We start from the raw sequence: 17,840 nt of genomic DNA on the forward strand, positions 1-17,840 counted from the left end.
AACCATGACCCTTGCAGCGCTCTCCACGCCCGTCCCGCACTTCCCGGCCGCGCCGGCGGGGCGCCGCGTCTTTCTCGAAGTGCAGGACGTGCACAAGCGCTTCGCGGGCGTGCACGCGCTGCGCGGCATCGACCTGACGATCGAGGCCGGCGAGATCTACCACCTGCTCGGCGAGAACGGCTGCGGCAAGAGCACGTTGATCAAGATCATCTCCGGCGCGCAGCCGCCGAGCCAGGGCCGCATCGTGGTCGACGGCAGGCCGCACGATGCGCTGTCGCCGCTGCAGGCGCTCACGCTCGGCATCGAGACGGTCTACCAGGACCTGTCCCTGTTGCCGAACATGAGCGTGGCGGAAAACGTCGCGCTCAGCGAGCAGCTGGTGAACACCGGCGGCAAGCTGGCGTGCCGTTTCGACCGCAAGGCGGTGGCGGCCACGGCCGTGCGCGCGCTGGCAACGGTCAAGCTGCCGACCGATGCCGCCTTCCTCGCGCGCCGCGTCGACGAACTGCCGATTGCCACGCGCCAGCTGGTGGCCATCGCGCGTGCCGTGGCCACGCGCGCGCGCATGGTCATCATGGACGAGCCCACCACCTCGCTCACGCAGAAGGAGGTGGACAACCTCGTGCACGTGGTCGAGGCCCTGCGCGCACAGGGCGTGGCGGTGCTGTTCGTGAGCCACAAGCTCGACGAGTGCATGGCCATGGGCGGCCAGGCCATCGTGTTCCGCGACGGCACCAAGGTCGCGCAGGGGCCGATCAAGGACTTCACCAAGGCCGAGCTCTCGCACTGGATGACCGGCAAGCAGCTCGACGGTGCACGCTACCGTCACCGCTCGCACGATGGTGACGTGCTGCTGCAGGTCGAGGCGCTGGGCCGCGGCACCCAGTTCAGCGACGTGGGCTTCACGCTGCACAAGGGCGAGATCCTGGGCATCACCGGACTGCTCGATTCGGGGCGCAACGAGCTGGCGCTGGCGCTCGCGGGCGTGCAGGCCGCCGACCGCGGCCGCATCTCGCTCGCAGCGAAGGAGATCGTGCTGAAGACACCGGCCGACGGGATCCGCCAGGGCATCGGCTATGTGCCCGAAGACCGGCTCAGTGAAGGCCTCTTTCTCGACAAGCCGATCCGCGACAACATCGTCACGGCCGTGCTGAGCCGCCTGCGCGGCCGCTTCGGCGCGCTCGATGCGCGCCAGTGCCAGGCGCTGGCCGAACGCACAGTGACCGAGCTGCAGATCGCCACGCCCGACGTGGACCGGCCGGTGCAGTCGCTTTCGGGCGGCAACCAGCAGCGCGTGCTGATCGGGCGCTGGCTCGCCATCGATCCGCGGGTGCTGATCCTGCACGGCCCGACCGTGGGCGTGGACGTCGGCTCGAAAGACACCATCTACCGCATCGTGCAGCGGCTGGCCGAGCAGGGACTGGGCGTGATCCTGGTCAGCGACGACCTGCAGGAACTGCTGCAGAACTGCGACCGCATCCTCTTGATGCGAAAGGGCCGCATTGCCCACGACTTCGACGCGCAAGAACTGGCCGAAAGCGATCTGTACCGCGCGCTGGTTTCCGACACCCCTTCTCCCGCATTCTCATGACGGCTTCCACCATGCAAGCGCACACCACCGCCGTGCCCGCGGCGCCCGAGCCCCGGGCCCGCACGTCCTGGCGCCACTGGCTCGCGCAGCGCCCCTCGGTCTTCACGCTGGCGCTGATCGTGCTGGTGAGCCTGGTGGTGGGCGCGATCAACCCCAGCTTCTTCCAGTTGCCGGTGCTGTTCGACATCGTGCGCGCCTGCACGGTGCTGGGCCTGTTCGCGCTCGGCGTGCTGATCGTGCTGGCCGCGGGCGGCATCGACGTGTCGTTCGCGGCGATTGCCGCGCTCACGATGTACAGCATCACCAAGCTCGTGCTGAACCATTTTCCGGAAGCGCCGATCGCGCTGCTGCTGGTGGCGGGCGCGGCAAGCGGCGCCCTGCTGGGCGTGCTGAACGGCCTGCTGGTGCACTGGCTCAAGGCACCCTCGCTGATCGTGACCATCGGCACGCAGTACCTGTACCGCGGCATCCTGCTGACCTTTGTCGGCACCGTGTTCTTCATGAACGTGCCGCTGCCGATGGACGCCTTCGGCAAGCTCGCACTCTGGCGCTTCGACACGCCGCAGGGCCTGCACGCGGTGCTGCCGGCCACCGTGCTGGTGCTGGCCGGTGCGGCGGTGCTGACCTGGTGGCTGCTGAACCGCACGCTGATCGGCCGCGCGGTGTACGCCATCGGCGGCAGCCTGGCGATCGCGGAGCGGCTGGGCTACAACCTGCGCACGGTGCACGTCTTCGTCTTTGCCTACGCGGGGTTCCTGTCGGGCCTCGCGGGCATCGTGCATGTGTCGAGCACGCGGCTGGCCAACCCTTTCGACCTGGTGGGCAACGAGCTGGACGTGATCGCCGCCGTGATCCTCGGCGGCGCGCGCATCACCGGCGGCAGCGGCACCGTGGGCGGCACGCTGCTCGGCGTGGTGCTGGTGACGCTGATCAACAACGTGCTGATCCTGGCGGGCGTGCCAAGCACGTGGCAGAAGGTCATCATCGGGGCCTTCATCCTGGTTGCGGGAGCTTGCTTCGCGATGCGCAAGCAGGCCTGAGGCTTCGGGCCGGGCTCCAGGCCGAGCGAGCGCGGGCAAACGCCGGCTATATTGTTCGCTCAGCAACAGAAAGAAGAAATCACCATGGCAAAAGCCTATTGGGTCAGCGCGTACCGTGCCGTCAACGACGCCGACAAACTCGCGGCCTACGCGAAACTGGCCGGCCCGGCAATCGCTGCCGGCGGCGGGCGCTTTCTCGCGCGCGGCCTGCCCGCCAAGGTCTACGAGTACGGTTTGCCCGAACGCACCGTGTTGATCGAGTTCGACAGCGTCGAGCAGGCCAGCGCCGTGCATGACAGCCCCGACTACCAGGCCGCGCTCGCCGCGTTGGGCGATGGGGCCGAGAGGGATCTGCGGATCATCGAAGGGGTCTGAGCTTCCCTGGATCAGATTCTTGCGAGCGGTGCTGCGCCAGAACAGCCGCTGCCGACGGCTTCCACCGCGCACTCAAGCAACGCGGTGTTCCTCGACGAGAAACGCCGTGATCTCGTCCAGGAATGTCTTGGCATGCGCCATCGTCGTCTGCCCGGCGCGCGACGAGAAAGCGGCCTGCAAGGTGTCGGCGTTCTCGAACCACAGCTCCACGACGCCGTCGATCGGCAGGTCCTCGTAGCCGCAGGGCTCGCCCTTGACGAGCTCGCGCGCAACCACGACGTTCTGCCTGTAGGCACCGACACCGGGCATCTTTCGAACCAGATCGCCGTGGATCTTCCATTCGCGGCGGAAGTTGTCCTCGCTGAGCTCGGGACGCCGCTTCAGGGTCGAGATGCGCTTCAGGAGGCGGGCACGCGCCTGCGGCTGCGGCACTTCGATGACCACGCGCTGCTCGGCGGTGACGATGTGCAAGCTACCCAGGAAGTGCCGCTCGTCCGCGACAAGGTCCGCCGCGAGCTTGCCGTCCTTGAACGCCTGGTCCGCATGTTCGACGTCGTCGAACCAGAGCTGCGAGAAGCCATCGAAATCCCAAGGCCCGCGCGCAAAGTCGATGCCGCGCTGCAGCCGCTCCGTGACGGCGTTCTGCCAATAGCCGCGCAAGCCGGGCGCGCATGCCGCCAACGGGCCGTGCCTGTCGCGCCAATAGGACCTGAAGTCTTCTGCGGACCAGTCGGTCTTCTTGCGGATCAAGCCCATTCTCACGTTCATTGCAGTCACTCCTGGCTGGTGGTTGGTGCGATGGCTTCGGCTGCGGCCTGGGCACGGGCGCGCGCCAGGCCCGGCGCACGTTTGGCGAGCCACACGCCGTGCCGCACGGGCCAGCGTCTGTAGCCGGAGTCGACGCCCAAGGCGATGGCGGCGTGATGCGGCCAATAGGGGTCGAACAGCGCTTCGCGCCCGAGAGCGATCAGGTCGGCCTTCCCCTCGGCGAGAACCGCTTCGGCCTGGCCCGCATCGACGATCATTCCGACGGCCTGCGTCCTGATCTGAGCCTCGTGCCGAATTCGTTCCGAGAATGGCACCTGGAAACCCAGCCCCCGCGGCACCGGCAGTGCCCGCGTCTCCTCGGTCAACCCGCCGGAAGAGCAATCGATGACGTCGACGCCGCAATGTGCGAGTTGGCGGGAAAGAACGATCGAGTCCTCGAGGCTCCAGCCGTCGACGCTGCCATCGACCGCCGAGAGCCGGCAGAAGAGCGGCTTGCCGGCAGGCCAGGCTGCACGAACCCTGCGCGCGATCTCGAGGGCCAGCCGCATGCGCCCTTCGAGACTGCCGCCCCATTCGTCGTCGCGGTGATTCGAGTTGGGCGACAGGAAGCTTGCGACCAGGTAGCCGTGGCCGAAATGCAGCTCCACGACATCGAAGCCGGTTTTCTCGGCGCGCAAGGTGGCATCGACGAAGCTCTGCACAATTTGCTCGATGCCATCGCGATCCAGCGCCACCGGCGCGGACCAGCCTGGACCTGCCGGCAACGCGCTGGGGCCGAGTCGCCCCCAAGGCTCTGCATCGGCAGCGAGGCGCGATTCGGCCAACGCGGCACCGCCTTCCCACAACGGCTGGCTTCCGGCCTTGCGCCCGGCATGCGCCAGTTGAACGCCGATGGCTGCGTCATTGGCATGAACGAAATCGACGACTGCCTTCAACGGTTCGATCTGGCTGTCTGCCCAGAGGCCCAGGTCGGCCGTGCCTATGCGCCCCCGGGGATCGACGGCCGTGCTCTCCGTGAGAATCAGCCCGGCGCCGCCGAGCGCGAACTTTCCGAGATGCACAAGGTGCCACGGCGTGGCGCGCCCGCCTTCCGCGGCATGCTGGCACATCGGCGAGATCACGGTGCGGTTCTTCAGCACCAGTTCGCGCAGTGAGAGGGGCTGGAAAAGAATGGGTCCGGCAGGTGTCATGGGATCGATGTGGCAGAGGTTCCCGCGGCAGTGGGAAGGCACCGACGGCTCAGCCTTCGAGCGTCTTCCACATCTCGATGTCGCGCTCGGCGGTCCAGATGCGCGGGTCGGGGTACTGGGTCGCCTCGTCGTAGCAGCGCGTGACATCGAAGGGCATGCAATGGTCGAAGATCACCCAGTGGCCGTACTTGGGCTTCAACGCGGCATAGGTGTCCTTGTAGACCGCGTTGAGGTCCCTGCCCTGGGCGACGCCCCGCTGCACGCTGGAATAGACATCGGCGATGAAATCGCGCGTGCCCGCCAAGCCCTTTGCCACTTCTTCCGGTGTCGTGAGCGCGGCACCCCGGCCGGGCACCAGCGCCTTCGGCTTCAACGCCGCGAGGTTGTCGAGCGTCTGCGGCCAGTCCTTGAAATAGGCGTCGCCCGCGTACGGCGTGGCGTTGAACTCGACGAGGTCACCGCTGAGCAGGGCTCTCTCCTGCGGCAGCCAGACCACGGTGTCGCCCTTGGTGTGGCCGCGGCCGAGCTGCAGCAGCTGCACCTCGAGCTTGCCGAGCCACAAGGTCATCTTGCCGGTGAAGGTCATGGTGGGCCAGGTCATGCCCGGCGGCACGGTCTCGACGTTCTGGAACAGGCGCGGGAATCGGCCGATCTCGCTGGCCTTGTCCTGCTCGCCGCGCTCCACGATAAGGTCGTAGGTGTCCTGGCTCGCGAGGATGTGTTCCGGCTCGTAGGCCGCGGCGCCCAGCACGCGCACCGCGTGGTAGTGGGTCAGCACCACGTACCTGATGGGCTTGTCGGTGACCTCGCGGATGCGGCGGATCACATCGGCCGCCATCGCGGGCGTGGCCTGGGTGTCGGCCACCAGCACGGCATCGTCTCCGATGACGATGCCGGTGTTGGGATCGCCTTCTGCGGTGTAGGCCCAGGCGTGCTCGGAGATCTGGCTGAAGGTGACCTTCTTTTCTTCAAGGTCGGCATGGCTGGCGAATTTCTTGGTGGCGTTCATGGGGTTGTCCTCTGTGGATGATGGGATGGCGGTCAGTGCGTGCCGAGATAGGCGGCCTTGACCTTCGGATCGTCGAGGAGCTCGCGGCCCGAGCCCTCCAGGGTGATGTGGCCCGTCTCGAGCACATAGGCGCGGTCGGCCACGCCCAGCGCCTGCTTGGCCATCTGTTCGACCAGCAGGATGGTCAATCCGGATTGGCGCAGCTGGCGAATCGCATTGAAGATGTCCTTGATGATCAATGGCGCGAGGCCGAGCGACGGTTCGTCCAGCAGCAGAAGGCGCGGCTCGCTCATCAGCGCACGCGCGATCGCGAGCATCTGCTGTTCGCCGCCCGAGAGCGTTCCGGACAACTGGTCCTGGCGCTCGCGCAGCCTCGGAAAGCGCCTGAACTCGCGTTCGATGGCGGCCTCGATGGCCGAAGCATCCTTCCTGCGCGAGTAGGCGCCCAGCATCAGGTTCTCCCGCACAGTCTGGTCCGCGAAAACGCCGCGGCCCTCCGGCGACATGGCGACGCCGAGGCCCACGCGCTGGTGCGCCGGGACGTTCGTGGCGTCCTTGCCGTCGATCAGGATGCGCCCTTCCGTGACCGGCTCCAGGCCGCAGATGCTCTTGAGCAAGGTGCTCTTGCCTGCGCCGTTGGCGCCGATGATGGTGACCACCTCGCCCTTGCGGACTTCGAGGCTCACGCCCTTGACCGCCTGGATCGCCCCGTAGGCGACCTTGACCGATTCGAGTTTCAGCATGGCTGGCCTTCCGGTTCGGTCAGGAGCGCTTCGGGTTCATCGACGCCGAGGTACGCCTCGACGACGCGAGGGTTGGCCTGCACTTCGGCAGGCCTGCCTTCGGCGATCTTGATGCCGTAATCCAGCACGATCACGTGGTCCGAGACGGACATCACGAGGTCCATGTGGTGCTCCACCATCAGGATGGTGACGCCGCATTTGCCGATCCGGATCAGCAGCTGACCGAGCTCCGTGGTCTCCTGCGGGTTGAGGCCTGCGGCCGGCTCGTCGAGCAGGAGCAGCTGCGGCTCGGTCGCGAGTGCGCGCGCGAGTTCGACGCGGCGCTGCAGTCCATAGGGCAAGCTGCCGGCCGGCTGGTGCGCCAGGTGCAACAGGCCCACCAGCTCGAGCAACTGGAGTGCACGGGCGCGCGTCGCTGCCTCCTGCTTCCGTGCACTGGGCAGCGAGACCAGCGAAGCGAAGAAACCGTTCGTCATCCGGCTGTGGCGGCCCAGCATCACGTTGTCCAGCACCGACAGGTCAGTGAACAGGCGCAGGTTCTGGAAGGTGCGCCCCATGCCCATGCAGCAGATCGAGTGCACCGCGCGGCCTGAAACCTCCTGGTCCAGGAACCGGATCGAACCTTCAGTCGGATCGATGAGGCCGGTCAGCATGTTGATCATGGTGCTCTTGCCGGCGCCGTTCGGCCCGATCAATGCATGGATGTGCCCGCGCTGGAGCCGGAACGAGACGTCCTGTGCCGGCTTGACGCCACCGAAGTTCTTCGTCACCCCCTGGACCACCAGCAGCTCTCCACTGCCGCCGGGGCCGATGCGCGTGGACCCGGTGGCCGCGCCTGGAGTCTCGGGCGCATCGCCGGACCGGCGAAACCACTTCGAGAACAGTCCCACCACCCCGCCCGGCATCACATAGAGCGCGAAGAGCAGCAGGAAGCCGTACAGGAAATGCTGCGCCGAAGGCCAGCGCGCCAACGCCGCATCGACGACCGTGAGAATCACCGTGCCCACCAGCGGCCCGTACATCGAGCCGGCGCCGCCGAACAGCACCAGCAGCAGGATGAAGATCGACAGGTGGAAGGTGATGAAGTCGGAGTTGATGTACTGGTTCTGCTGCGCGACCAGCGCTCCGGCAATGCCGCAGGTGACCGCCGCCACGACGAACGCGATCACCTTGGCGCGGTAGACGCGCACACCGACCGAGGCCGACGCGATCTCGTCCGCCTGCAGCGAGAGCAGTGCGCGGCCGAAGCGCCCCTGCACCAGGTTGCGAAGCAGGAGATGGGTGACGGCGCAAAGCGCGATGCCCAGCCAGACCCACTGTTCCGAAGTCAACGGCTGGCCGTTCCAGGTCAGGGCCTTGATGCCGTAGATGCCTTGGGCGCCGCCGAACACGTCCGTCCACTCGCCGACGAGTTTCTCAACGACGATGCCGAATGCCAGCGTCACCATCGCGAGGTAGGGGCCCTTCACCCGCAAGGAAGGCAAGGCGATCAGCACGCCGCAGACGCCGGAGATCGCGGCCGCCGCCACCAGGGCCAGCCAGGGATTCATCTCCGTGCGCGTGGTCAGCAATGCGACGGCGTACGCACCCGCCGCGAAGAGCCCGGCCTGGCCGAGCGATTTCTGCCCGGCGTAGCCCACCAGCACGTTCATGCCGGCCGCGCAGAGGTAATAGACGCACATCATGAAGACGATGCGCAGGTAGTAGTCGTTGCCGAACAGCGACGTGATGCCTATCAGCGCGGCCGCCGCGAGCAGGACGGCCAGGGGATGCCGACCGTGCTTCATACCTTCTCCACCAGCTTCTTGCCGAACAGGCCGGTCGGGCGGAACGCGAGGACCAGGATCACGAGAGCGAACACCGCCACTTCGCGCCACTGCGCCTGCCAAAGGTTCACCAGCGACTCGAACACTCCCAGTACGAAGCCGCCGATGACGCAGCCCCGGGGGTTGCTCAGGCCGCCGATCATGGCGCCCGAGAAGCCCTTGAGGCCCACCGTCAGGCCCATGAACAGCGAAGCCTGCGCGATCGGCGCGAGCAGGAACCCCGAGAGTCCCGCCAGGGCGGAGCTCACGACGAACGCGCCGATCATCACGGCGTTGGTGTTGATGCCCATCAGGCTGGCCACGTTGCCGTTGGCTGCGACGGCGCGCATGGCCTTGCCCACCATGGTGCGGTTCATGACCCAGTCGAAGCCGATCATGATGACCACGGCCACGCTCAGCGTCAGGATCTCCTGCGGGCGGATGCCGACGCCAAGAAGCCGGATCACCGTATCACCCAGCGGCCCCGGCACCACGACCGGCTTGGGCCCCCAGATCGCAAGGCCGATGCTCTGCAGGATGACGCCGAACCCCAGCGTGCTCATGACCCAGGCCATGCCGGGCCGTCCCGCGAACGGCCGAACGCCGATCGCATAGAGCATCCAGCCGAGCAGGCCCATGACGCCGAGCGCTGCGAGAAGCGCCACCAGTTGCGCGCCGGCGCCGGGCATCGCCTGGCCGAACGTGGTCGACGTGACCGGCAGTCCCAGCACCAGGAAGAGCGCGCTCATCCCGATGAAGGCACCTGCCGACACGAACTCTCCGTGAGAGAAGTTGAGGGTCTTGGTGGTCGTGAACGTGATGCTGAATCCCAGCGCCACGAGCGCATAGGCCCCGCCCACGGCCAGTCCGCTGATGATCGCCTGCAAGAGCGCTTCTGCCATTGTGTGTCTCCTGTCGCACCCGAGGCGTCACCAGCCCTGGGGGACCTTGTCGAACGGTTACTGCTTGAAGTCGGCCGGCGCGAACGAACCGATCATGGCGTCGCTGTAGGGCATCAGCTTGCCCTCCTTCCAGCGGATCCAGACCAGGTCCTTGGCGGTGAGCGCTTCGTGGTTGGTCTTGCTGAACGGCTTGTCGTAGGTCTTGAGCAGGCCTTGCACCGGCGTCTTCAGGTCCTCGAGCGCCAGGCGAACTGCGGATCCCTCGATCGTCTTGGCTTGCTTGACGGCTTCCGCATAGATCAGGACCGAGTCGTAGCCATGCAGCGCAAACGAGAAGGAGCCCGGCGCCTTCAGCTTGGATCCGATGCGATCGAACAGCTTTTGCTGGGCGGGCGTGCGCGTTTCGCCGACCGTGCGCATGAAGATCGGCTTCTCGGCCAGCGCCTTGCCGGCCGCGTCATAGAAGGTGATGTTGTCGGCGGCCCAGGAGGTCAAGGTCAGCGGGAAGTAGTTGATCTTCTCCATGCTGCGAACCAGCTGCGCAATCGGCGTGCCCTGGGCCCAGACCACCACGGTGTCCACGCCCGCGGCCTTCATCTTGCTGAGTTGCGACGTCATGTCGGTGTCGCCCACGCCGAAGCGCTCGGTCGCCGCCGGCTTGATGCCCTGCAGCTCGGCGATTTCCTGCATGTCCTTCAGCCCGCCCTGCCCGTACCCGGTGGTTTCCGCCATGAAGCCGATCACCTTCGACTTGGCGGAGTTCTTCTTGACGTAGGCCATCAGCGCAGCGATCTGTTCGCGGTCCACCATCGACACGCGGAACATGTAGTTGTCCGCGCCCGGGCTCATCGGCTTGGTGATGTCCGTGCCCGAACCCACGTTGCCCAGCACCGGAATTTTCTTTTGATTGGCGATGTGTTTCCATGCCATGGCGTTACCCGAGTTCGTGGGGCCGAACACGGCGGCGACCTTCTCGTTGTCGACCAGGTCGCTCATGTTCTGGATCGACTTGGGTGGCGCGGAGGTGTCGTCTCGCGTGACCAGTGCGAGCTTGCGGCCGAGAATGCCGCCCGCCGCGTTGATGTCGACGATGGCGGCCTCCATGCCGAGCACCGCTGCCTGGCCGCTCTGGGCAGATGGCGATGCGGAGAGGTCTCCGTTGTAGCCCAGCTTGATGTCCTGGGCGGAGGCGCCCGCACAGAAGGCGGTGAATGCAGTGGCGGCCAGAAATCCGGCGTACAGGCGTGTGAGTCTCATGGTGTTGTCTCCTTCAGTGGTGAATGCAATGGGTCGTCAGACCGCCAGGAATCCGCCGTCCACCGGCAGCGTGATGCCCGTCACGTAGCGCGACATGTCGGAGGCCAGGAAGATCACGGGCCCCACGAGGTCTTCGGTCTGGCCGACGCGGCCCATCGGAATGCGCGTCATGAACGACGCCAGCCGCTCGGGGTCGTCTCTCGTCGCCGCGGTCATCGGCGTTTCGATGACGCCGGGTGCCAGCGCATTCACGCGCACGCCCGCAGGTGCGAGCTCTTGTGCGAGCGACTGGGTGAACATCTTGATCGCGCCTTTCGACGGCGAGTAGCCCAGGCTCGCGCCCTGGCCCGCGTATGCGGCGATCGAGGCGATGTTGATGATGGAACCCTTGCGGGCCTTGATGGCAGGCAGCCACGCCAGCGTCACGTTGAAGGTGCCATGCACGTTGACGTCGATGGTCTTCTTCCAGTTCGCCTCGGCCTTGTCGCTGGACATCGACTCGCGAATGATGACCCCGGCGTTGTTGACGAGCAGGTCGACCTGCCCGATCTCCTTCTCGACGCGCTGCGCCAGGGCACGGCAGTCATCGGAAGAAGTGACGTCGAGCACGAAGGCCCAGGCCTCGCCGCCTTCGAGGCGCACCGACCTGGCCGTTTCCCCGACCGTGCCTTCGTTCATGTCGGTCACGATCACGCGCGCGCCGGCCTGGGCAAGGCCGAGCGCCAGCGTGCGGCCATTGCCCTGCCCCGCGCCGGTGATCAGGGCCAGCCGGCCTTCGAGCAGTCGGGGGGCGACAGTCTCCGGGTATTTCATGGTGGTGTCTCCTTGGTTGGGTCGTTGGATCAGGCCGCGCGGCCGATCGCCACGGGCTTGCGGCGGTCGGCCTGCTGCGTTCGCTTCGCCGGGGCTTCGGCCTTCGCCAGCTGCATGGCCGCCACGTAGCCGAAGGTCAATGCCGGCCCGAGCGTGATGCCCGCGCCTGGGTAGTTGCCACCCATCACGCTCGCTGCATCATTGCCGACCGCATACAGGCCCTTGATCGGTTTTCCTGCGGCGTCGAGCACGCGGGTGTGCTCGTCCGTCGCCAGGCCGGCAAAGGTGCCGATATCGCCGACGACCAGCTTGATCGCGTAGTAGGGGCCGCTCTGCAGGGGAGCGATGCACGGATTGGGCGTCACGAGCGCGTCGCCCTGGTAGCGGTTGTAGGCCTTGCTGCCCTTGCCGAAGGCGGGATCCTGCCCATGGCGCGCGGCTTCGTTGAACTCCGCCACGGTGGCTTCGAGCACGGCTGGCGAGATGCCGATCTGCTGCGCCAGTTCGCCCACGGTAGCGCCGCGCTTCAGGTAGCCGCTGCGAAGGTGGCGCCCGATGGGAAGCGGCGCCGGCGCGACGCAGCCCAGGCCGTAGTCGCGCAGCGCCTTGTGGTCGCACAGGAGCCAGGCGAACACCTCCGGCTCCCCTTCGCAGGCCTTGACCATGGCCTGGACGAAGTCATGGTACGAATTGCCCTCGTTCGTGAAGCGCTTTCCCTTGGGCGTCACGGCAATGACGCCGGGCTTCGCACGGTCGATGAAATGGGGCATCACGCCCTTGGATCCATCGGGCCGGATGGTGACCGATGCCGGCACCCATGCCGCGGCATGCGGGATGGTCGGATCGACCCGCCCGCCGACCGCTTCTGCAAGACGCAGCCCATCACCGGTGTTCGACTCGGGCGACGGGGAATAGTGTTCCTTGCCGGTCGGTGCATGCGGGAACAGCTGCTTCCTGCGTTCGACGTCATGAGGGAAGCCTCCGCAGGCGAGAACGACGCCGCGCGTTGCATCGACGCGAACGGTTTGGCCTTCGTGCTGCACCAGCGCGCCGGCCACCCCGTCGTACTCGACCACGAGCTTCCTGACCGGCGACGAAAGCCACACCGGGATGTCCAGGTCCATGGCCGCCTTCGCCAGCCGCCCGGCCAACGCATTGCCGTTGGTCAGCGTCATGCCGCGGCCGTGGGCCAGGACGTCGAGGAAGTGCCTGGCGAGCCGCCTGGTGACATACGCAAAGGACGCCGGCGACTTGAAGGCCCGCATGAAGTGTTTGATCTCGGGCCCCGAGCCCAACATCATTCCGAACACGGTCAGCTCGGGCAGCGGCGGCGCGAGTTGCTTGATGCGCTTGCCCAGCTCGCGGCCATCGAACGGGCGGGTCACCATCGAACGGCCGCCGGGCTGCCCACCCGCCGCTTCGGCGTGGTAGTCGGGAAACACCGCGGGCATGTCGAACTGCACGCAGGTGTTCTTCGTGAAGAAGTCGATGGCCTTCGGCCCGTTCTCGAGAAAGGCGTCCACGCGCTTTTCATCGAAGTGGGTCGTCGTCTCGTGCCGGAGGTAGGCCTTGGCCGCGCCCGGCGGCTCCATGATGCCCTGCTCGGTCGCCAGGCGCGTGCCGGGAATCCAGAGCCAACCGCCCGAGCGTGCGGTGGTGCCGCCGAAGCGGGCTTCCTTTTCCACGACCAGGACCTTCAGCCCTTGCGAAGCCGCTGTGATTGCCGTCGCCATGCCGGACGCGCCGGTGCCCACGACGAGGACGTCAACCGTGATGTTTTCCTGAATCAACGAAGTCTCCAAAGCCGGGTTGGGAGCGGATTGTAGGTAGCGTCTGATCATTGTCAATGCATTCGACAATATCAAGCAGTATGATTAACTCGAAGCAATCTGCAATGGTCATGGAAAACCCTTATGGATACACTCCAGCCTTCTCGTTTTGCGGCACCTCCTATGGAAAAAAGCCGGCGCGGCATCCAATCGATCGAGCTCGGCAGCGGGTTGCTGGTGCAGCTCGCGCGGCACGTGCGGCCTCTTGCGCTCAAGGATCTGGCCAAGGCCGCGGGCATGACGGCGGGCAAGGCCCATCCGTACATGGTCAGCTTCCTGAAGGTGGGGTTCGTCACCCAGACGGACGCCGGGCACTACGAGCTGGGGCCGCTCGCGCTTCAGCTCGGCCTCACGCGTCTGCGGCGCATGGATCCGGTGAAGGAGGCATCGCAATTGATCGAGGCGCTCGCGGCCGAAACCGGCCAGAGCGTGGCGGTTGCGGTCTGGGGAAACCTGGGCCCGACGATCGTGCGGCTCGAGGAGCCGATCGAACCCCTGCACGTCAACTTGCGCACGGGCACGGTCATGTCGCTAGCCAATACCGCGACCGGGCGATTGTTCGCGGCCTACATGCCGCCCAAGACTGTGGAACGCCTGCTGTCCGACGAACTCGCGCGCCTCAGCTACGGGACGGCCGCGGAGGCCGTGCCCCCGCACGAATCACTCGAGACCGCCCTGGCGGAGACCCGCAAGCACGGCCTCTCGCGATCGCTCGGCCAGCCGATCCCGGGAATCGACGCGTTGTGCGCGCCGGTGTTCGACTCGGAAGGGCACATCGTGCTCGGCATTCTGGTGATGGGACCGGCAGCCAAGTTCGACAGCCACTGGGATGGAGCGATCGCCACGCCGCTGCGCAAGTGCGCCCTTGAAATCTCGCGGCGGATCGGCCGCGACGAAACTGCTTCTCCGAAGCAATCCGCTGCGGCAACTGGCTCCTGACGTTACGTCAAGGGTCGACCCGAAGGCGCGTGGTCAGCTGTACGCGCGTCGCCGATCCGACGACAGCAGTTGCACTGCGTCAGATCCATACCGGCTTGTTCGGGACAGGCCACGAAGGCCTGTCCCTTTCGGTATCCACCGTCCTCGCGAGGAAGACGACGTAGACCGGATCAGCCCAGCAGACCGTCCAGGATGCTGGCAACCGGCGTTCCGCCAAGCCCCTGCTCGACCTGGCTGGTGATCGGAGTGACGATCCCTGTCAGATCGGAGAGTGGAGCCACTTCCTCGACTGGCTGCAATGCCGTTGCAGCATCTCCGAGGGAGGCGGTATTGAGCAGGCTGCCAAGCAGGCCGTCTTCGCCCAGGACGCCGTCGAGCAGACCGCCGCCGAGCAGATCGCCACCCAAGAGGTCACCACCGAGCAGGTTGCCGACGAGGCCATCCTCACCGAGGACGCCATCCAGCAGATCACCGCCGAGCAAGTCGCCACCCAGAAGATCGCCACCAAGCAGGTTGCCGACAAGGCCGTCTTCGCCCAGCACGCCATCCAGCAGATCACCGCCGAGCAGATCGCCTCCCAGGAGGTCGCCACCGAGCAGATTGCCGACGAGGCCGTCTTCACCCAGCACGCCGCCAAGCAGATCGCCGCCCAGGAGGTCACCACCAAGCAAGTTGCCGACAAGGCCGTCCTCGCCCAGCACGCCATCCAGCAGATCACCGCCGAGCAAGTCGCCACCCAGGAGGTCGCCACCGAGCAGGTTGCCGACAAGGCCGTCTTCGCCCAGCACGCCGTCCAGCAGATCACCGCCGAGCAAGTCACCGCCCAAGAGGTCGCCACCGAGCAGGTTGCCGACAAGGCCGTCTTCGCCCAGCACACCGTCCAGCAAATCGCCGCCCAGGAGGTCGCCACCGAGCAGGTTGCCGACAAGGCCGTCTTCGCCCAGCACGCCACCCAGCAAGTCGCCGCCGAGCAGATCGCCACCCAGGAGATCGCCACCGAGCAGGCCGCCGACGATGCCGTCTTCACCCAGCACGCCGCCGAGCAGGTCACCGCCGAGCAAGTCGCCACCCAGGAGATCGCCACCGAGCAGGCCGCCGACGAGGCCGTCTTCGCCCAGCACGCCACCCAGCAGGTCACCGCCGAGCAAGTCGCCGCCCAGGAGGTCGCCACCGAGCAGGCCGCCGACGATGCCGTCTTCACCCAGCACGCCGCCCAGCAGGTCACCGCCGAGCAAGTCGCCACCCAGGAGGTCGCCACCGAGCAGGTTGCCCACGAGGCCGTCCTCACTCAACAGACCGCCAAGCAGGCCGTCGTCGCCCAGCACGCCATCGGTCAGACCGCCGAGCAGGCCGTCTTCGCCGCCCAGCAGGCCACCGAGCGGGCTGCCTTCAATCAGGCCGCCCACGACGCCGTTCGTGCCGAGCAGGTTGTCCACCACGCCGTCCTGGCCCAGCAGGCCGCCCGTCAGGCCTTCGCTGCCCAGCAGACCAGCCAGCGTGCCCTCTCCGCCCAGCAGGCCGCCGAGCAAGCCGTCGCCGCCAAGGAGACCACCGAGCGCGCCATCGCCGCCGAGCAGGCCGCCAAGCAGGCCCTCTTCGCCCAGCGGGCCGCCCAGCAGCCCGCCAAGGACGCCGTCTTCGCCCAGGAGTCCGCCAACGATGCCTTCGTCGCTCAGCACGTTGCCGAGCAGCCCGCCGACGGCGCTGTCTTCACCCAGGAGGTTGCCGACCAGGCCGTCTTCGGCGAGGAGCCCACCCACCAGTCCGCCTTCGTCCATCAGGCCGCTGAGGAGGCTGTCCTCGCCAAGCACGCCTTCGACGAGGTCGCCGACCACGCCGCCGTCGCCCACGAGGTCATCAATGACGCCATCGAGGCCGAGCGCCGTGGTCGCCCCGCTCAGGATGCCGTTCTCGCCCACCAGGTTGTCCAGGCCATTCTGAAGTGCATCGGTGACGTGGTCGACCTGGCCGACCAGCGCATCGGTGGCGCCTTCGCCCAGCAGGGCGTCGACGATGGGAGCTGCCACGCCGTCCACGCTGTCGACCACTGTTTCAGTGAAGTCGTCCACCGGATCGAACTGGTTCGGATCGTCCCGCGTGAACTCTTCGCCCAGGATCGGAGACACGATGTCATCGATCAGGTCGGTCGTGCCGTCGATCACACCCGATACCGGCGTGAGTGAACCACCAAGGCCCAGGTTGTCGCCGGTCGAGCCGATCAAGCCGCCGGTGAGGTCATCGCCTGGATCGAGCAGGTGATCGCCGTCTGCATCGGCATCCGCATCCGCATCTGCATCTGCATCTGCATCTGCATCTGCATCTGCGTCGGCATCGGCATCGGCATCGGCATCGGCATCGGCATCGGCATCGGCATCGGCGTCAGCGTCAGCATCAGCATCGGCATCGGCATCGGCATCGGCATCGGCATCGGCGTCTGCATCAGCATCGGCATCGGCATCGGCATCGGCATCGGCGTCTGCATCAGCGTCTGCATCTGCATCTGCATCGGCATCGGCGTCCGCATCTGCATCTGCATCGGCATCGGCATCGGCATCGGCATCGGCATCGGCATCGGCGTCGGCGTCCGCATCTGCATCGGCATCGGCATCGGCATCGGCGTCCGCATCGGCATCGGCGTCCGCATCTGCATCCGCATCTGCATCGGCATCTGCATCAGCATCAGCATCGGCATCAGCATCAGCATCAGCATCAGCATCAGCATCAGCATCAGCATCAGCATCAGCATCAGCATCAGCATCAGCATCAGCATCAGCATCAGCATCAGCATCAGCATCACTGTCGCTGTCGCTGTCGCTGTCGCCATCATCAAGACCACCCCCCGTACCGCCGCCGCCGCTGCCAAGGAAGAACGGAACCGTTCCGCCGTCGCCACCGCCACCACCGCCCAATGCCGCGCCGAGCGCGACTGCGCCGAGCGCGCCCAGGGCGAACTCACCCAGGCCGATGCCGGCTGCACCGGTGTGCGCCTTCGTGACGGCAACAGCTGCCGCATCGGCATCGTTGTCGGGCGGCGTGATCTTGAGGTCGCCCGAGGCAACGTCGACGTTCACCTGCTCGAGGCCGCCCGGCAGCTTGGTCGATCCGAGCGTCGCGTCGGTGCCACCGGTAAAGACGCCGGCCAATGGCGCCTTGTTGGAGGGCGAGCCAGGAAACAGCACCTCGGCCTGGCCACCTTCGGGTACCAGTACGCGGTCGCCGGTGAGAAGGGCGTGGCTGCCGTCCACGGGAATCCGGACGCCGTCGCGAATCAGCGCGGTGCCGGGAGTGGCATTGGAAAGCGATCCGATGCTGGACGGCCCGGAGGAGGCGACCGGCGGCACTGCTGCCGATCCCATCGGAGCGATGGGGGTCACCGTCGCTTGAGCGATGACCACCGGCATGACGTCGCTGTTGACGGCTCCGGAAGTGGATGGGATCGATGTCTGTGACGCGGTCATGTGAGAGGCCTCCTCGTTGGTTGGATGGTCACAAGTGGCAACATGCATGCCACTGCCCTTCCATTCCGGAGAAGCTTCTCGCGATTGATCGCAAGCCGTTGATTCAAATGGCTTTTTGGCT

14 protein-coding genes are annotated in these 17,840 nt (G+C 66.6%); 4 read left to right on the forward strand and 10 right to left on the reverse strand.

Annotated elements, in window-relative coordinates:
- Positions 1–4 precede the first annotated feature (4 nt).
- From VAPA_RS30470 to VAPA_RS30480, 3 genes are all read left to right on the forward strand, one after another.
- Positions 5–1,591, forward strand: a complete 1,587-nt coding sequence (locus tag VAPA_RS30470; RefSeq protein WP_021004079.1) for a sugar ABC transporter ATP-binding protein — start codon at positions 5–7, stop codon at positions 1,589–1,591.
- Positions 1,588–2,631 (forward strand): ABC transporter permease, encoded by a 1,044-nt coding sequence (locus VAPA_RS30475; protein WP_021004080.1) that lies wholly within the window; start codon positions 1,588–1,590, stop codon positions 2,629–2,631. Before VAPA_RS30470 ends, VAPA_RS30475 begins: the two co-directional genes overlap by 4 nt.
- An 84-nt stretch (positions 2,632–2,715) precedes the next feature.
- Complete coding sequence (locus VAPA_RS30480) at positions 2,716–3,006, forward strand: DUF1330 domain-containing protein (protein WP_021004081.1); 291 nt, start codon at positions 2,716–2,718, stop codon at positions 3,004–3,006.
- A gap of 72 nt (positions 3,007–3,078) precedes the next feature.
- Here the strand turns inward: VAPA_RS30480 and VAPA_RS30485 are convergent, their stop codons facing one another.
- From VAPA_RS30485 to VAPA_RS30525, 9 genes are read right to left on the reverse strand one after another with little or no spacing between them, the layout of a single operon-like run.
- Positions 3,079–3,774 carry an EthD domain-containing protein gene (locus tag VAPA_RS30485; protein WP_021004082.1) on the reverse strand — a complete coding sequence of 232 codons (696 nt, stop codon included), beginning with the start codon at positions 3,772–3,774 and terminating at the stop codon, positions 3,079–3,081.
- Between the two features lie 5 nt (positions 3,775–3,779).
- Entirely contained in the window at positions 3,780–4,964 is a 1,185-nt protein-coding gene (locus VAPA_RS30490) for an NADH:flavin oxidoreductase/NADH oxidase (protein WP_021004083.1), read from the reverse strand.
- A gap of 49 nt (positions 4,965–5,013) precedes the next feature.
- The gene (locus VAPA_RS30495) at positions 5,014–5,973 is read right to left on the reverse strand and encodes an MBL fold metallo-hydrolase (protein ID WP_021004084.1); all 960 of its coding nucleotides are present in this window, start codon (positions 5,971–5,973) and stop codon (positions 5,014–5,016) included.
- A gap of 32 nt (positions 5,974–6,005) precedes the next feature.
- Positions 6,006–6,716 (reverse strand): ABC transporter ATP-binding protein, encoded by a 711-nt coding sequence (locus VAPA_RS30500; protein ID WP_021004085.1) that lies wholly within the window; start codon positions 6,714–6,716, stop codon positions 6,006–6,008.
- Entirely contained in the window at positions 6,710–8,503 is a 1,794-nt protein-coding gene (locus VAPA_RS30505; protein ID WP_021004086.1) for a branched-chain amino acid ABC transporter ATP-binding protein/permease, read from the reverse strand. The genes VAPA_RS30500 and VAPA_RS30505 overlap by 7 nt, the downstream gene beginning before the upstream one ends.
- Positions 8,500–9,423, reverse strand: a complete 924-nt coding sequence (locus VAPA_RS30510) for a branched-chain amino acid ABC transporter permease (RefSeq protein WP_021004087.1) — start codon at positions 9,421–9,423, stop codon at positions 8,500–8,502. The genes VAPA_RS30505 and VAPA_RS30510 overlap by 4 nt, the downstream gene beginning before the upstream one ends.
- A gap of 57 nt (positions 9,424–9,480) precedes the next feature.
- On the reverse strand, positions 9,481–10,680 hold the full coding sequence (locus VAPA_RS30515) for an ABC transporter substrate-binding protein (RefSeq protein WP_021004088.1): 1,200 nt from the start codon (positions 10,678–10,680) through the stop codon (positions 9,481–9,483).
- A gap of 36 nt (positions 10,681–10,716) precedes the next feature.
- Positions 10,717–11,493, reverse strand: a complete 777-nt coding sequence (locus tag VAPA_RS30520; protein WP_021004089.1) for an SDR family NAD(P)-dependent oxidoreductase — start codon at positions 11,491–11,493, stop codon at positions 10,717–10,719.
- A gap of 29 nt (positions 11,494–11,522) precedes the next feature.
- Complete coding sequence (locus VAPA_RS30525; RefSeq protein WP_080666903.1) at positions 11,523–13,334, reverse strand: FAD-dependent oxidoreductase; 1,812 nt, start codon at positions 13,332–13,334, stop codon at positions 11,523–11,525.
- A 111-nt stretch (positions 13,335–13,445) separates the two neighbouring features.
- Here VAPA_RS30525 and VAPA_RS30530 point away from each other — a divergent pair, with 111 nt between their 5' ends.
- On the forward strand, positions 13,446–14,261 hold the full coding sequence (locus VAPA_RS30530; RefSeq protein ID WP_041946696.1) for an IclR family transcriptional regulator: 816 nt from the start codon (positions 13,446–13,448) through the stop codon (positions 14,259–14,261).
- Between the two features lie 170 nt (positions 14,262–14,431).
- Here VAPA_RS30530 and VAPA_RS30535 read toward each other — a convergent pair whose 3' ends face one another.
- Positions 14,432–17,719 carry a hypothetical protein gene (locus VAPA_RS30535; protein ID WP_041946697.1) on the reverse strand — a complete coding sequence of 1,096 codons (3,288 nt, stop codon included), beginning with the start codon at positions 17,717–17,719 and terminating at the stop codon, positions 14,432–14,434.
- Positions 17,720–17,840 lie beyond the last annotated feature (121 nt).

The sequence above is a fragment of the Variovorax paradoxus B4 genome, assembly GCF_000463015.1.
Taxonomy (GTDB): domain Bacteria; phylum Pseudomonadota; class Gammaproteobacteria; order Burkholderiales; family Burkholderiaceae_C; genus Variovorax; species Variovorax paradoxus_E.

What these genes read in the sequence shown, in the direction of transcription:
- VAPA_RS30480 (WP_021004081.1), top strand. Translation starts at nt 2,716, where the DNA reads ATGGCAAAAGCCTATTGGGTCAGCGCGTACCGTGCCGTCAACGACGCC.
- VAPA_RS30520 (WP_021004089.1), bottom strand. Translation starts at nt 11,493, where the DNA reads ATGAAATACCCGGAGACTGTCGCCCCCCGACTGCTCGAAGGCCGGCTG.
- VAPA_RS30500 (WP_021004085.1), bottom strand. Translation starts at nt 6,716, where the DNA reads ATGCTGAAACTCGAATCGGTCAAGGTCGCCTACGGGGCGATCCAGGCG.
- VAPA_RS30485 (WP_021004082.1), bottom strand. Translation starts at nt 3,774, where the DNA reads ATGAACGTGAGAATGGGCTTGATCCGCAAGAAGACCGACTGGTCCGCA.
- VAPA_RS30490 (WP_021004083.1), bottom strand. Translation starts at nt 4,964, where the DNA reads ATGACACCTGCCGGACCCATTCTTTTCCAGCCCCTCTCACTGCGCGAA.
- VAPA_RS30495 (WP_021004084.1), bottom strand. Translation starts at nt 5,973, where the DNA reads ATGAACGCCACCAAGAAATTCGCCAGCCATGCCGACCTTGAAGAAAAG.
- VAPA_RS30475 (WP_021004080.1), top strand. Translation starts at nt 1,588, where the DNA reads ATGACGGCTTCCACCATGCAAGCGCACACCACCGCCGTGCCCGCGGCG.
- VAPA_RS30525 (WP_080666903.1), bottom strand. Translation starts at nt 13,334, where the DNA reads ATGATCAGACGCTACCTACAATCCGCTCCCAACCCGGCTTTGGAGACT.
- VAPA_RS30510 (WP_021004087.1), bottom strand. Translation starts at nt 9,423, where the DNA reads ATGGCAGAAGCGCTCTTGCAGGCGATCATCAGCGGACTGGCCGTGGGC.
- VAPA_RS30470 (WP_021004079.1), top strand. Translation starts at nt 5, where the DNA reads ATGACCCTTGCAGCGCTCTCCACGCCCGTCCCGCACTTCCCGGCCGCG.
- VAPA_RS30535 (WP_041946697.1), bottom strand. Translation starts at nt 17,719, where the DNA reads ATGACCGCGTCACAGACATCGATCCCATCCACTTCCGGAGCCGTCAAC.
- VAPA_RS30515 (WP_021004088.1), bottom strand. Translation starts at nt 10,680, where the DNA reads ATGAGACTCACACGCCTGTACGCCGGATTTCTGGCCGCCACTGCATTC.
- VAPA_RS30505 (WP_021004086.1), bottom strand. Translation starts at nt 8,503, where the DNA reads ATGAAGCACGGTCGGCATCCCCTGGCCGTCCTGCTCGCGGCGGCCGCG.
- VAPA_RS30530 (WP_041946696.1), top strand. Translation starts at nt 13,446, where the DNA reads ATGGAAAAAAGCCGGCGCGGCATCCAATCGATCGAGCTCGGCAGCGGG.